Source organism: Holospora curviuscula (assembly GCF_002930195.1).
In the GTDB taxonomy this organism is placed as follows: domain Bacteria; phylum Pseudomonadota; class Alphaproteobacteria; order Holosporales; family Holosporaceae; genus Holospora; species Holospora curviuscula.
This window is the reverse complement of record NZ_PHHC01000078.1, coordinates 95,719-110,533: the sequence shown is the minus strand read 5'-3', so window position 1 is coordinate 110,533 and position 14,815 is coordinate 95,719. Positions and strand designations below refer to the sequence as shown.

Annotated in this window: 12 protein-coding genes; 6 read left to right on the top strand and 6 right to left on the bottom strand. The window is 37.0% G+C overall.

The window, feature by feature from the left end:
• Nucleotides 1–1,166: 1,166 nt before the first annotated feature.
• The 4 genes from HCUR_RS10100 (at nt 1,167) to HCUR_RS10095 (ending at nt 6,597) form a co-directional block, all read left to right on the top strand.
• Nucleotides 1,167–1,301, top strand: a complete 135-nt coding sequence (locus HCUR_RS10100; RefSeq protein ID WP_129591849.1) for a transposase — start codon at nt 1,167–1,169, stop codon at nt 1,299–1,301.
• 792 nt (nt 1,302–2,093) lie between these two features.
• On the top strand, nt 2,094–3,500 hold the full coding sequence (gene lpdA / locus HCUR_RS02245; RefSeq protein ID WP_104206558.1) for a dihydrolipoyl dehydrogenase: 1,407 nt from the start codon (nt 2,094–2,096) through the stop codon (nt 3,498–3,500).
• A 739-nt stretch (nt 3,501–4,239) separates the two neighbouring features.
• Nucleotides 4,240–4,377, top strand: a complete 138-nt coding sequence (locus tag HCUR_RS08305; protein WP_165780657.1) for a hypothetical protein — start codon at nt 4,240–4,242, stop codon at nt 4,375–4,377.
• Between the two features lie 1,992 nt (nt 4,378–6,369).
• Nucleotides 6,370–6,597, top strand: coding sequence for a transposase (locus HCUR_RS10095; RefSeq protein WP_104206556.1), 228 nt, complete (start codon nt 6,370–6,372; stop codon nt 6,595–6,597).
• Nucleotides 6,598–6,658: 61 nt separating this feature from the next.
• On the opposite strand, the gene HCUR_RS09795 is transcribed toward HCUR_RS10095, so the two are convergent.
• The 5 genes from HCUR_RS09795 to HCUR_RS10090 form a co-directional block, all read right to left on the bottom strand.
• Nucleotides 6,659–6,793, bottom strand: a complete 135-nt coding sequence (locus HCUR_RS09795; protein ID WP_279337490.1) for a hypothetical protein — start codon at nt 6,791–6,793, stop codon at nt 6,659–6,661.
• A 154-nt stretch (nt 6,794–6,947) separates the two neighbouring features.
• The gene (locus HCUR_RS02225) at nt 6,948–7,238 is read right to left on the bottom strand and encodes an IS630 transposase-related protein (protein WP_104206554.1); all 291 of its coding nucleotides are present in this window, start codon (nt 7,236–7,238) and stop codon (nt 6,948–6,950) included.
• 561 nt (nt 7,239–7,799) lie between these two features.
• Nucleotides 7,800–9,206 carry a glutamate--tRNA ligase gene (locus HCUR_RS02220; RefSeq protein ID WP_104206553.1) on the bottom strand — a complete coding sequence of 469 codons (1,407 nt, stop codon included), beginning with the start codon at nt 9,204–9,206 and terminating at the stop codon, nt 7,800–7,802.
• A 1,082-nt stretch (nt 9,207–10,288) separates the two neighbouring features.
• Nucleotides 10,289–10,444 carry a hypothetical protein gene (locus tag HCUR_RS08300; protein ID WP_165780655.1) on the bottom strand — a complete coding sequence of 52 codons (156 nt, stop codon included), beginning with the start codon at nt 10,442–10,444 and terminating at the stop codon, nt 10,289–10,291.
• A gap of 164 nt (nt 10,445–10,608) precedes the next feature.
• Complete coding sequence (locus HCUR_RS10090; protein WP_423751887.1) at nt 10,609–10,782, bottom strand: hypothetical protein; 174 nt, start codon at nt 10,780–10,782, stop codon at nt 10,609–10,611.
• Nucleotides 10,783–11,300: 518 nt separating this feature from the next.
• Here HCUR_RS10090 and HCUR_RS02215 point away from each other — a divergent pair.
• Both HCUR_RS02215 and HCUR_RS08295 read left to right on the top strand, forming a co-directional pair.
• Nucleotides 11,301–11,495 (top strand): hypothetical protein, encoded by a 195-nt coding sequence (locus HCUR_RS02215; RefSeq protein ID WP_129591847.1) that lies wholly within the window; start codon nt 11,301–11,303, stop codon nt 11,493–11,495.
• Between the two features lie 22 nt (nt 11,496–11,517).
• The gene (locus HCUR_RS08295) at nt 11,518–11,661 is read left to right on the top strand and encodes a hypothetical protein (protein ID WP_165780653.1); all 144 of its coding nucleotides are present in this window, start codon (nt 11,518–11,520) and stop codon (nt 11,659–11,661) included.
• Between the two features lie 868 nt (nt 11,662–12,529).
• Here the strand turns inward: HCUR_RS08295 and uvrB are convergent.
• Complete coding sequence (gene uvrB / locus HCUR_RS02210; protein ID WP_104206577.1) at nt 12,530–14,536, bottom strand: excinuclease ABC subunit UvrB; 2,007 nt, start codon at nt 14,534–14,536, stop codon at nt 12,530–12,532.
• Between the last annotated feature and the right edge of the window lie 279 nt (nt 14,537–14,815).

Genomic DNA, 14,815 nt, shown 5'->3' with positions numbered 1-14,815 from the left:
CTAAATTGATGGATTAAATTAAAACTGGTAGAGTTATTCGGAAGTACTTTAAAAATTAAATTATTCTTTAATACTAATTTAAATACTTTATATGTTTTACACTAAAAAAAAGAAAATGATACGATGCATAAAAACATCATTCTAAGACCCTATCCTCACAGTTAGGGATAAATGTACTAAAAATGTTGGCAAGGACGTGATATGACCTATGCAAGCGATTTAAGCGATAAACAATAAAATTTGATCAAAGAATCATGGGGGGTACAAGGCGATACGCTAAACGCTGAAAGCACGGCTAACAATAGCGGATCAATGGGGTATTACGATGTCAAAACAGGGTACTAATAGCATTTTATCCTTTGATTTTCAGCTTACAAAACCATTTGTAGCGTCTATAAACGTGCTAGATATAAAAGAATTTGGGAAAACAGGATGAAAGAACGAGTGGAGAAAATTTGTATCAAAACGAGTCCCTTTTCTGATCCCTGCTGTATTGATTTACAAAGCGCACAAATACTCGGCGCCTCTAAGATCGAAGAATGCATGAAGAGAAACAGCGAAAGGCCGTGAACGTCACAGTGTACTCGACGCATACGCTCATCTATTTTATGTTCCAAAAACACTCATGAGAGATTGCAGAGTATTCTAGTTTTGAGGGTAAGATTCAAAAATATCTAAGTTTGAACAGTGTTTGGGCTGATTCAGGATAGCCTAACCTCTTTCAAGTAAGGGTGAAGCAGGTTCTTGAAAAGACGATTGAAAGCTTAGAGCGTATCACGTCTGGATGAGCAGCGCCGGCAAACAGATGGATTATAGAGCGCAGGTTTGTTTAGCTTAATTTTTTTCAAAGACTATGCAATCTCTAGAAAATCTCCTGAACTTTTTTATTATGATCCCCCATTTCGTGAATTTTCTCAGAAAGCCAGCCTAGCTGTCAAGACGGGTTCTTAAACTGTACTCCTGTAGAAGTGAAAAATTCAGCTTCTTTGATCATACTGCGTCTGGGGTTTTGTGACTTAATGAAACAATGCTCTTCTCATTACGCAAGCTTTTTAGTATTACAGGATCTGTTACATACCCTAGGGGTGCTAGAGCGGGTATCTAGGGATGATTGGACTGTTGCAAGCTCATATCACACCAATAATCTATAGAAAACTAATGATAGAATGGGAATCTGGCTATATGTTTGGTTTAGAGTAATTGTTCTACCTTCTTATTCACTAGATCTAAATCCTATAGAGAAATTCTGGGCGAAGATAAAGCGAGAGATTACCCGTAATATTACTCAATGTACTGAATGATATAAGGTGTTATTTGAATTTCTTCAAAATTCATCTTCAAGCTAAATTCTTATACAAGCGTTTCAGGGTGTATGTTTTTATCTTATTTTTTTTGACGTACTTAGGTGAACGCTTCTTTTTGACCTGAAGTCTAGCAGTGTTAACCCATATTCCCACTACGAGTACGTATGTCAAATTCACAAGTACTATCCTTTGCTCTGACATTCGAACGGTGCTTTATATATTGAATGCAAAAGCTCTCGCTTTGTGTGTGATTTAGATTATGTACGTAGTTTGGTAGGTGATGTCCTTTGTTTTTTTAATGTAAATTCTGTTGGTTTATACTACATCTATGGTTGATTTTTTTGGATGTTAGATGATTTCATAGACTTTATGACTTCTTCTCTTCAATCTATGCGGTACGAAATTTTTGATATATATTGAATCTTTTTTTCATTGTGATAGATCATTGCTTATATTATAATTTAACTTTAATAAATATATGTAGTAAATTAAACTTTTGAATCATGTTTTTACTCTAGAATAAGATTTTTGCAAAAATTATCCATTGGGCTCAGTATACAAGTATTCGATTTCTGGAATACTTTCTTAGAGACTATGCTACCAAAGTCCACTTCTGTAATGCGCTGGAAAAAAAATGAGCTTCACGGTTGACCAGAGGAATACAAAAACTTTTGAGGCCAAATTCTTTCTACTACTTTTTGTTTCGGACTTTAGCTATATTTTTATGCTCTAGACATATCCTCTTGAGATTTGCTAAGATAATCATCTTGTGATAAGTACCAAGACGCTATGAAATATGATATTGGAATTATTGGTTCAGGCCCAGGAGGATACGTAGCTGCCATTCGTGCAGCACAGCTCCAGCGTTCAGTAGTTATGATAGAAGAGGCTCAGCTGGGAGGTGTCTGTTTAAACTGGGGCTGTATACCCACAAAAGCTTTGTTGAAAAGTGCCCAACTTTGGTGTGATCTTACGAAAGTATCAGATCATGGTATTTCTATCCAAGGACAGCAGTTTGATCTTCAAAAAATGGTGGCGCGTTCTCGCAAAATTTCTCAAACTTTAGGACAAGGTCTCCAAGGATTGATGAAGAAACATGGTATTACGCTTGTGGGGGGAAGGGCTAAAATTCAAGAGTGTACATCACAAAGCGTGACCCTTCAAGTGACGGGGCATGATATGCTGAGTTTAGAAGTTTCCCATCTTATTCTTGCTACGGGAGCAAAACCCAGGGTGTTACCTGTGAATATTCCTGAAAGCATTGTATGGAATGCTCGAGCTGCAATGACACCAGACCAGCTTCCTGAGCGCTTACTCGTGGTCGGTGCTGGGGCTATTGGTATGGAATTTGCATCTTTTTATCAAGCTTTAGGGGTTCAAGTTACTGTATTGGAGCAAGGTTCTCGTATTTTACCTCAGGAAGATAGTGAGTGTACTGGTCTTGCTTACAAAATTTTTCAAGAACAAGGTATGCAATTTTTTTTGGCTAGTGAACTTGAATCTGTAGAAATTGTGGCAGAAAGCATTCATGCTCGTATTGTATCTAGAGATGGTAGCCAGGTTTATTCTTGGCGGGGCTCTATTACAACAGACCGAGTGTTGATAGCCATCGGTGTTACTGGAAATACTCAGGATTTGGGGTTAGAGAAAACTAAAGTGCAAGTTACGCAAGGTCACATTGTTGTGAGTGAGGTGTTTCAAACTGATGAGCCTACAATTTATGCTATTGGAGACGTGATTGGGGGGCCTTGGTTAGCCCATCTTGCCAGTCATCAGGGAATAGCTTGTGTGGAACATATTATTTCTGGCACCAAACGTCTTGTAGATCCTTTATCGATACCGGGCTGTACCTACACTTTACCTCCTTTTGCAAGTTTCGGACTTACGGAGTCTAAGGCTCGAGAACGCTATGATGTACAGGTCGGACGGTTTTCTTTTAGTGGTAACGGCCAAGCGTTAGCGCAGGGTTCAGGACCAGGATTGGTTAAAATTATCTTTGAAGAAAAAACTGGAGAGTTATTAGGAGCCCATCTCTTTGGCAGAGAAAGTCCTGAACTGCTCAGCGCACTTTTGGTAACCAAAGGTTTGGAAGGCACTGCAGAGGCGCTCTCTTCTGTAATGCTTCCCCATCCCACCATGAGTGAGATGATTCACGAAGCTGCCTTGGCTGCTCAAGGAAGAGGACTTCATGGGTAATGGCTTTGGTTGTACGAGAGATTTTGTGCCTAAGTAAGTATTCAAATCAAACAAGATTCTGCAAGCATCATCGGTCTTATTTTTTCTGAGATTGAATGCACAGCTGAATAATAAGTACATTCATTTTATCATCCGTCACGCTAAGTAAATGATTTGAAAATAAGAATCTGTATTCATGGATAAACGGAGGGAGTATAGTGAAGCTAGGAGGTAATAAGAATGAGTAATATAAAGGATTTAACAGATCATGAATGAAAGCTCGTTAAGGATCATTTTGAATGAGGCAAGTATAGTAATAGAAGTAAACACCAAAAAAAAGAGCCTGTTAATGGAGTAGTTTACATAATAAAGAGCGGATGTCCATAGCGAATGCTTCCTAAAGATTGTCCGCTATACTTCATTGTACATTCGTTTTATCGAGGATTCAGGATCAAAGAATATAAGAAAAAGTACTGAGCGCGCTTGTCAAGATACGTCGAATAAAGGCTGGTGAAAGTGCACACCCGAGCTATCGCAGGATTGATTTACACAGTGTCAAAAATACCGGGGCTTGTGAACAACGAGGCATTGATGAAGGAAAAAAAATAAAGGGACGTAAACGCCATCGTGTTGTGGACACACAAACGCTAATCAACATGATACAATAGGGGGTGCAATGTTTTTTAAGAGGCTCTGCAACACTATCCGACACTCAAAAGCGTTTGCGCCAATTCCGGGTATGGAAACACTATGGTAGCGTTTGTCGAAAACGTTCTTTAAAATTGAAATTTCAGAACTCCAGGATGGGCGGTATTCGCCAAAAGATGGGTTGTTGAACGAACTTTGGTTTGGCTCAATCATTATCCAAGATTGTCTAAAGGGTACGAAATTGCTGTAGTAGCTTCCGAAAATAGGGTGGTGATCGCTCATTCTATGCGCTTGTTAAGGCAGATCGCTCATCCATAAATACAGGCTCTAAGCCAATGCGCTTATTTCAAATATACAATGAGGGGCTCAATATCAGACTTTTCCTTTAAAGATTATTTAAACAGATTCGGTGGGCCATTTTTTCCTGAAATAAAAATTTTGATACCTTCATAATAATCCTCTACACCGCTTTAACTCTTATCTGAAAATGTATATTTTATTCTTCGAATTTGCTTTGGCTTTGAATAAACGCTCTTTTAGTGTGGCTTCATCATACGAGCCGTCATGATGTGCTATTTCTGGTAGTACCTGGGAATCACAACAGGCACTTTACATCCAACTTCATAGCGTTCATGGGCTTTCTCTTTCGTAATACATTCAACTTCAGGCGCATGAAAAGTATAGAACTTTTTTGGTGCGTTGTTTTCTTGCCGTAATTATTACACTGCTTAAATGATTAACAATGAAAGTCCATCATCTTTACTTAAATTAATATTTCTGACAACTTCTCTTTATATACACCTTTGGGATAAGTTTATTTTTTTAAATTCATTTCTTTCGGGTTTCATTTGACCAGAATGAGCATATCGCGCTTGTATAGGTATAAGCACCTATTTCCTACATAGAGCTGTTTTAATGATAGTGCTTTTTTGCGACTACACCATATTTAATACGCATTCGATGAAATCACTGTGTATCTGTTGAAAACGTGATACATTTTTTTGTACGGTTGTATTAAAATCAACATTCTGTAATAATTTTTTAGGGCACAATGTTTCCTGTTTTGCTGTGTCAATAATGTGACTTAAAACTTTCTTCACACCTTTTGCTCCAAGAGGCTACGCAATTTTACTAACATTGTTGCCTAACACTAAGGGGTGTTCTGGAATGGTTATAGCCCAAAAAAGTATTACCAATATAGGTTTTGAAAAAACACTTCCACAACTGCTCATTTTATAGAGATTTCATATAATGCAAGCCAATAACAGCCTGAATGGGTACTTTCTTGCCTAGAAATTTGGAATACCATTGACTAAATCCTTCAATGAATAAATTTAAATTAAGTCGATTTTCTCACTGATAGAGTGGGTGCGTTTTATCCAAAATACTGATGGGTTTGACTTCTGTCATCCTTGAATGTCTTATTTCTATTTTCTAAACTTTTGAGTGGTTATTTTGATAAAAGTTTCAGAACAATGATAATACTCTTCGTGAAATTTCATCTTGTTTTGTAAAGATATTTGCATATTTTAGGCGTGACTATGGAGTGAGTGAAAAAACTCTATTTATAGTGGCGCTGGATTAAAGTTTATTGTTTTATGATACGCAATGAATACTACAATACATCATTTTCCATTAAGCATACAAAAAAGATGTCTATAAGTATATAGGAACAGTTTAAAAAAAGTTACCTGAGAAAAGGAATAAAAAAAAGAAAGTATTCAAAGTGTTTGAGGTACACAAAAATACAGCAAGTTAGATAGTGTCATAGCTATAAGAAAAAAGGTAAGTAGGATGCTAGAGAACGTGTAGAATGTAAACGTTAGACTGGGTTATTCAAAGGTAAAATCATTTGTTAAAGATACTAGATTAAAAGATATTAATACTAATTTTTATATAAGTAAAGATACACCGTATTAGTATTCAAGAAGCTGAGATTTAGCGATAAAAAAATCTTTGTCTTTGACTGAGCAGAGTAAGAAAAGAAATTTCCCCTACAACGTTCGTACATGTTGATGAAAATGGGATTGAACCAATCATTTGCAACGATAAAGAATGGGGTAAAAAAGCGAAAAGGACGTAGATAAAAAACGTGTTACATATTAAAAAAGAACCCATACTAGCGAGCTTAATGAATAATAAAGCGATCACTCCCATGGTTTTGAATGGTTCTTACAATACGGATTTTTTTAATCATTGGGTAGAACCCTATTGAATAAAAGCGCTAAAACTTGGTCTAATTATGGATCATGCTTCATTCCATACATCCCAAAAAACAAGAGCGCTTATCCAATTTGTTGACTTCAAAACAATATTTTTACTCCTTTATTCACCCAATCTAAATCCTATAGAGACATTCTGGACTAATATGAAATCATGGATTACGGATAGAATTACATATTCGCTCAATGCATATGAGGCGATAACTCACTTCTTTTCTGCATCTAGTATAATGGAATTTAGTATATAAAAAAATAACTATAGAATAGTTATAGAGAATAGCGTGTCAATTGAACAATGTGTAGCACGTCTTATCTGTTTATCTCCATGGAAAGCAGTATTATCCATGATACTACCACGGTTTTCTGGGATATTGCTTCTATCCAACCAGTCAATACCTCTACAGAACCCGTAAGCAATCCGATGGTCCCTAAAGTAGAGCCCATTCAAGCGGCTATAGACATTTGTTCTACACATTTGTGCTACTTTTGGCACCCCAACTCCTGTTTTCCCTAACAACGCTGCCCTTTTACAGAATACTCGTGGGTTCTTGGCATATCATGGGAAACTCTACGTTTATCCACTTTTCTGTTTAATTCATTACGCTTTTTGTAAAAAACAGATCTTTTTTCTGAATTCGCCTTTGGATAATTTAAGGGTTTTTTTGTAGCGAACCCCAAGACGTCTTAGGGCTTGCACAATGCCCACAGGGCTAACCCCAAAGCGCTCCGCTTGCTCTAACTGATAGACCAGAGTATATCGTGTATCGTGTTCTAAACAGTCCATGTCCATTGTGCTGGCTGGCTTAGAGCAAACTAAGTTCGGTTCTAAACGCGCACTCCCTCTGTACACTGTATGGTTCCATTCCAAAACGTCTACCCGCTTCCTCATCACTCACTCTTTACGACAAAAATCCAATGAATACGAGATCTTTAAATATTTTCTTTTTTTTCTATTATAACCGTTCTATCGTTCGTTGGATATAGTATTAAAGACCCAAGTTAATAGTGATGGCCAGGCTTTTTTAGTATAGAAGAACGCTTTCTGCCGATTTTGGCACTTCTTTTTGAAAGATAGTGTTAAATTAAACGATAATGATGCCAAAAAACATCGAAGCTTTTTAAAATTTTTCAAAATTTGGATATTTTTTTAGGCTATGGAAACCGTTTTTATCGGAAAATCTCAATACTTTTATACCAATTTTCCCGAAAGTACACTTTACGCAGTGGTTTTAGTGTCATGTGTACTTATGTATTAGACTAACTCCAAAAGTAAGGTCCGGCTCTTTAGGGCTCATAGTGTTTGAGCTTGTTACACTTCGGTCTAAAAGAATTTTGAACAGTACTACTTCTATCATTGCGTCTCTAGTATGATGTATATTCTAAAAAATAAATGAAAGTTTGAGTAATAGCTCTGCTCATTTTACGCGCTTGTTTTAAGAATCTAAATCCTTTACTCTGTTTTGTGCTCTAGCTTTTCTGAAGTAGGTGTTAATCTGTTCTCGATACATTGTTTTCCCAATAAAGCGAATAGGGTTACCATAGGCGGCCCATTTTTTTTTCCTGTTATCATCCAGCGTATCGTGCTGCACACTAAAGATAATTTCAGATCGAATTGCTGGGTGAGTGTTTGTGTTAAATTCTTCCATAGTTTTTTCCAGTATACTTCGTCCACCCCGTGCGTTTTATCAAGGTTATTTTTCCATTGAAAAAATATAGCCTCCACGTATTGAGGATTTCTCAATAAATTTCCAAAAGGTTCTTCTGTTTCCCAATAGCGACTAGACCATTGAGGATCAAAAACTCTATCCCAGGCTTGAATATCCAAAAATGAACAAACATTAGAGGAAATGCATCGCCAGTGGGCTTCTTTTAAGTATTTGCAAGGAAAATCTACGAAATAAATCTGCAGTTCTTCCCAAGACATAATAGAGAAATAGTAATTAGACGCATTCCAAATAGCTTCAGGGTCTAGACGTACTTCTGAAGCTTTTGAGTACGAGTCCCAAGAAAAATCTGAAATTCTTTCTCTCAGAGTGTTTGAAAGCATGGGATCGTTGCAAGATAAATTTAATAGTACCTGACTAAGACTTTTTGGTAAAGCTCCTGCAGCGCGCCAATCTTGCACTCCTTGTCCTTGGGTTCGCTTTGAAAATTTTTCTCCGGTTTTGTGCTGTAAAAGAGGCAAGTGCATAAAAATTGGAGAGGATTTTCCCAATGCTTCAAATATTTGGGATTGAATTGCGGTATTTACGTAATGATCTACTCCACGAATCACATGGGTGACGGGATGTTGGGGATCTTGATCGTCTAAAACGCTGGTGAGCAAGTAACTTAAACTTCCGTCTTCTCGAATAACCACGGGATCACTGATGTGAGATGTGTCATATTGACATATTCCTTGTACACCATCATTCCAAGAAATTTTACATTTTTTAAGAGAAAAACGCCAATGCATAGGTCGAGTAGGATCTATTCGGCGGGTTTCTTTGTTAAAAATCGGTGCATGATGATGTGAGCGTAACTGTGCTCTCTGTACATCTAGTTCTTGAGGTGTTTCGCAGCAGGGGTACAAGTGTCCAGTAGATTTGAGCTGCTCAATATAAGGCAAATAAAAAGCCCTGCGTTCTGACTGAGAAAAACAAATATCCCATTCTATCTCTAACCACCTAAGGTCCTTTTTTAAGGCTTCAACATAACGAGTTTCGGAGCGCTCTTGATCTGTATCATCAATGCGTAGAATAAAACTACCGCCATACTTTCGAGCAAATATCCAATTAAACAGTGCAATGCGCGCATTGCCTAGATGCAAAAACCCTGTAGGGCTGGGTGCAAAACGAACCCTAGGAGGAGTGCTCATTAAAAGTTCAACTATAACAAAAATTACAGCTAATTATAAATATTTTTTTTCTAAAGTCAAGATAGTATTGGTTTGACTCAGAAATTCTCGTTTTGAATGTTGCAAACGAGTGTTTGACAAGTGGTTTAAAAGATGTGTCGAATAAGAGAAGTTTAACAGTATGACCTAAAATCTCAAATAAATATTTTTTAGCTGAGCAAACGCTCTCTTTTAATTCTCCATACGTTGTATCCAAAAAATACGCTGCATATAAAAAATGTACTAAGGTTTTTCCAGAACAGGGAAAAGGTAAGATTATGAGGAAACAATCGACTTCTTTGTCCATCAAGGCGCGTCTATTGAAATTCCCACTTATGTTGATTGAGCACAGCATTAATATCAAGCAAAAAAAGACTTTTTGCATTTGTGTAGATTGATATTCTCTAATACATTGTAAATTTGATTGTTGAACGGGAGAAGCTCTGTATTAAAAATTGCACAACCATTATTTTGAAGATTTATAGGTTCAAAACGAGGCCATTCCTTTAAAAAATATAAAAAGCAGATAACGCAATTTCTTGCATGGCGTCTATTGTTTTGGATAATAATTTACAATTATCTGTAAGAACTCCTCTTGACAACTTATATCAAATCGAAGATGTTTTTCCCCACTACCCATCTTGGATCATGAAGTAGAAGTTCATTCTTAAAATTGACAATTCCAGCACCAATTCTAAATTTAATATTCCGGCCTTGTTTCTTGATTTTGCAAAATTTTGAATGTCTTGAGTTCATGTAGGGTATTTTTTACCATGATTCCCCCTCTTAAAAGACCTCGAGCACCCTCCTAAGGTTTATTTTTACTGGATGTGTAGTAGCGTTATGATTGTGAATAAATGGTTTGTATCCCTTAATATTTACCCTCACCATAGACTGGAGATTATTTTGAAAAACGGCAGTTCTTGTTTGAAAGGGGTAAACTTGTGAGACGATACAAGATAGGATTTTCAAATCTGAACAATCCTCTTTTTGTGATGGATACGGATTTCAGTCTTAAAAGGATAACGCTTTTTTTTACTGGAATAATACAGCTTTTACACTTTTTATGGACGCTCAATAAGCTGCTTGCTTGCATGGATAATCAGCCCTTCACTTTCTGTTTTAGAACCCACTTTACCTTTAGGCAGGGTTTTTACCCAGGCCCATAGGGGGCTCACGTTTCCCAATAAGCCGGCATACACTTCAGAGGTCCCAAACATTAAGCTCAGCAATACCTAACTAATGTAGCTTGAGGAGTAAAAGCAGTTCCATTAATACCATGTCCGCAACGTCCTGCTTATAATTACCACCGAGACGTTTTATTTTGGTGTATAGTAATTGAGCTTGAAGAAAAGATTTTAAAGAATTCAAGTAAGGCCTTCTATCATTCAGTACATTGAGTAATGTTACGGTTAATCCATCGTTTCATAGTAGCCCGAAATTTTTTAATGAGATTTAGATCGAGCGAATATGGGGGTAAGAATATTCGTCCGAAGTCAACGAATTCAATCAATGCTTTTGTCTTATAAGCGTTATGAAATAAGGCGCGATTCAAAATTATCTCTTGTTCGGGTTTTAGCGCGTTGATTCAACTCTGTTTTACCTAATGATTAAAAGATTTGCATTGCAAGAGTCATTAATACTTATGGAATCGATGCATTGATTATTCCAGCCATACTATGGGTTTTTTGGAATATGGACTACGCTTCTTACCAACCAGTTTTTTTAATTTTCTTACCCCACCCTGTGTTCTTGTAAATAGTCATCTCTATACCACTCTCATTACTCTATATAAGATTTTCAGGTGTTATAGCCAACTAACGATAGAATGGTTATAATCGAAGAAAATAGGGGTGAGCTATGAGCAATCGGGTAGACGTTTTGGAATGAGGAAGCAGACGATAGAGGGAGTACGCGTTTAGAACCAAACTTAGTTTGCTATAAGTCAGCCAGAACACTTGACATGAACTGTTTAGAACACGCTATCACGATATATTCTGATGCCTATCATCTAGAGTGAGCGGAGTGCGTTTGGGGTTAGCACTGTTGGCATTTTGCAAGTCTTAAGACGTTGTGGTGTTCGCTATAAAAAAACCCTTAAATCATCCAAAGGTGGATCCAGAAAAAAGATTTCTATTGTGCCAAAAGTGTGATGAATTAAACAGAAAAGTTGATGAACATGGAGTTTCTCATGATATGCCAAGAACTCACGGCTATTCTGTAAAAGGGAAGCGTTCTTACGGAAAACAAGAATTGGGGTGCCAAAAGTAGAACAAATGGCATAAACGCCTTGATGGGCTCTAGTTTAGGGGCCATTAGATTGCTTACGGGTTCTGTAAAGGTACTGACTTGTTGGGTAAAAGAAATGGTACTCACCAACATCCCAGAAAACCGTGGTGTTGTCATGAATAAGGATGCTATTCATACTTTACTTTAATTACCTTCTTATTCTCCTGACCTTCATTCCATTGAGGAACAACGGCCTCACGCTAAACATATAAAACGTTCTAAACATTGTTCAATTGACGCGCTATTCTTTATAACTATTCTATAGTTAGTTGGTTATATATCGTTTAGTGTGTCTGGATATTGATTTTTTCAAAAGCATTCCCGGAGGTAAAGGTTTTGTTATTACTCAAGTCTAATTTTTTAAGTCTTCTATAGACATAAATAGCTTAGCAATCTTTACTCATGTTTTATTTTTGTTATTTTTAAGGTACATTTTTAGCCGATTTAGATTTATTTTTTCTTAGCTTTCTAATTGTGCTTTAGGATTGATGACTTCTTTTTTTGCCTAGCGTATCCACCCTCTAATTAGCGCTTGTTTTTTGAGCATTATTTAATGTTATGTATTTTATTACGCTTTCTTTTAAATCTAGGCTGTATTGTCTTTATGCTATCTTTATAGTATTTTTATTATATCTTTATAATTATAACACATTTAATCCTATTTTCAAGCTAAATTACTATAGTTTTTATACACACATTTATATAGAACAGAATACAAGTTCAGAATGCTCAATGTTTGGGAAAATAATCTACAGTAATGGGGAATAACAAAACTTTCTGAAAAATTTTGTGTTAAAAATTTCAAAAAAATTATAGAGCTTCCTGATAGGTCAAGATGCAGCTATGACAAAAGATTGTGGGGATCTAACTAGCTTTCGAAGATACTCCAAAGATGAAGAAAATGATATTTTTATTTCTAAAATCACTAAAAAAAACTATGAAAGTGAAGTCTAATCCTCTAATTTTTTTACAAATAACCCCCTTCAAAAATTAAAAAATTTGAAAAATCGTAATGTTTATTTTTGAAGCTGAATCATCCAATCCCGAAGTTTAGCAGCAGTTTCAAAGTCCAAAGAGTCTGCAGCCTTAAGCATTTCAAGTCTCAAAGTCTCAATAGAATTTGAGTAATGGGTGGAAACGTCTGCTTTTTTATGTGAGGGCACTACAGAAGTTCTCTCCTCTTCTAAAATACTTTTTGCCATAGAGGATGTAGCAGTAGGAATGATCCCGTGTTCTTTATTGAATAATTCCTGTAAATGACGCCGTCGTTGCGTTTCTTCTAAAGCGTCTTTTAGCGCTACGGTCATTGTATCTGCATACAATATAACACGCCCCTTAAGATTTCTTGCAGCGCGTCCCATAGTTTGAATAAGTGCGGTTTTAGAGCGTAAATATCCCTGCTTATCCGCATCTAAAATCACAACCAATTGACACTCGGGTATATCTAAGCCCTCTCTTAATAAGTTAATTCCAATTAAAATGTCAAATACACCTTTTCGAAGATCTTGTAGAAGATGAATTCTCTCCAAAGTGTCTACATCCGAGTGCATGTAGCGCACATTAAACTGTGCCTGTTCTAAATAAGAACATAAATCTTCTGCCATTTTTTTTGTCAGCGTCGTGATTAAAGCCCGTCCACCATCACACTGTAGTATCTTTAACGTCTTGATTAAATCTTCTATTTGATTATGCGTAGGACGTACCTCACATACCGGATCTAATACACCCGTAGGACGTACCAGCTGCTCCACGACCTCTCCCTGTACCTGAGTTAATTCCCAAGCAGCTGGCGTAGCAGAAATAAAAATACTAGAAGGGCGCATACGATCCCACTCATCAAAATGAAGAGGCCGATTATCTACGCAAGAAGGAAGCCGAAACCCGTATTCTGCTAAGGTACGTTTTCGAACACCGTCTCCTGCGGACATGGCACGAATTTGAGGAATGCTCACATGACTCTCATCCACCATAAACAATGCATCGTCTGGAAGATATTCAAACAATGTGGGGGGAGGCGCACCTGCGGGACGTCCTGTCAAATATCGAGAATAATTTTCAATACCTCCACAGGTTCCTATTTGGGCTAAACTTTCCAAATCAAAGGTGACACGTTCTCTTAACCGCTGTGCCTCCACAAGACGAGATTCGTGTTGTAAGACTTGCAAGCGCAATTTTAATTCTTCTTTAATCCCTTGAATAGCTTGAAAAATAGTAGGTCCCGGTGCTACATAATGACTATTTGGAAACACTAAAATTTTTTCTAATTTAGTAACGCGATCTCCGGTAAGCGCATGAATTTCATGAATACTCTCTAACTCATCATCAAAAAAGGAAAGACTCCAAGCATGGTCTTCATAATGTGAGGGGAAAATATCTACCCGATCGCCCGTCACACGAAACGCACCCCGCTTAAAGTTAATGTCATTGCGCTTATAGTGTAACTGGACGAGCTGTTTTAAAACATCGCACTGAAGAATTTTCTTTCCCGATTCCAAAAGTAGAGCCATGCCTTGATAAGATTCCACGGACCCTAACCCATAAATACAAGAGACACTGGCCACCACAATGACATCTCTTCGCTCTAATAATGCGCGGGTAGCGCTGTGTCTCATACGCTCGATCTGTTCGTTAATAGAAGACTCTTTTTCAATATAGGTTCCGCTGGAAGGCACATAGGCTTCTGGCCGATAATAGTCATAATAGGACACAAAATACTCAATAGCATTTTTTGGAAACAGACACTTCATCTCTCCATATAATTGGGCCGCCAAAGTTTTATTGGGCGCTAAAATTAATGTAGGGCGTTGAAGTTGAGCAATGACGTGGGCCATGGTAAATGTTTTTCCTGAACCGGTTACTCCCAATAAAACTTGATTTCTTTTTCCCTCTAAAACTCCTTGTGCTAATGTTTTAATGGCGTGAGGCTGGTGTCCTGCAGGTTTAAAAGGAGCAATAAGTTCGAAACAGTTTTGAGTTTTTTCTATAGGGGCATACCCTTTAAATACGGAATGTAAATCGTTCAAAGTTTTTGCGGCTTTTAAAAAGCCAAAATTAAATTGTTTCACATTATATCGCAAATTAAAATTTGAATCAAACTATGGAAACTTAGAACCAGTCACGTAAAAAATTGAAATAGCAGGAATAAAGTATAGGATTGACATCAAAGAGAGGTGAGAGATGTGAAAAAGCTATACCAGTGATCTAAAAGACCAAGCTTAGAAAGTCATAGAAACAGTTCTCAATAAAAGAAAGCGGGAAGCAAGGAAAGCCGTTGCCTAAGAATGGAACGGCATCGTTTATAT

Bases quoted from the DNA above. Each gene is read 5' to 3' on its own strand.
- HCUR_RS10100 (WP_129591849.1), top strand. From the start codon at position 1,167: ATGGGAATCTGGCTATATGTTTGGTTTAGAGTAATTGTTCTACCTTCT.
- lpdA (WP_104206558.1), top strand. From the start codon at position 2,094: ATGAAATATGATATTGGAATTATTGGTTCAGGCCCAGGAGGATACGTA.
- HCUR_RS10095 (WP_104206556.1), top strand. From the start codon at position 6,370: ATGGATCATGCTTCATTCCATACATCCCAAAAAACAAGAGCGCTTATC.
- HCUR_RS09795 (WP_279337490.1), bottom strand. From the start codon at position 6,793: ATGGGCTCTACTTTAGGGACCATCGGATTGCTTACGGGTTCTGTAGAG.
- HCUR_RS02225 (WP_104206554.1), bottom strand. From the start codon at position 7,238: ATGAGGAAGCGGGTAGACGTTTTGGAATGGAACCATACAGTGTACAGA.
- HCUR_RS02220 (WP_104206553.1), bottom strand. From the start codon at position 9,206: ATGAGCACTCCTCCTAGGGTTCGTTTTGCACCCAGCCCTACAGGGTTT.
- HCUR_RS08300 (WP_165780655.1), bottom strand. From the start codon at position 10,444: ATGTTTGGGACCTCTGAAGTGTATGCCGGCTTATTGGGAAACGTGAGC.
- HCUR_RS08295 (WP_165780653.1), top strand. From the start codon at position 11,518: ATGGGCTCTAGTTTAGGGGCCATTAGATTGCTTACGGGTTCTGTAAAG.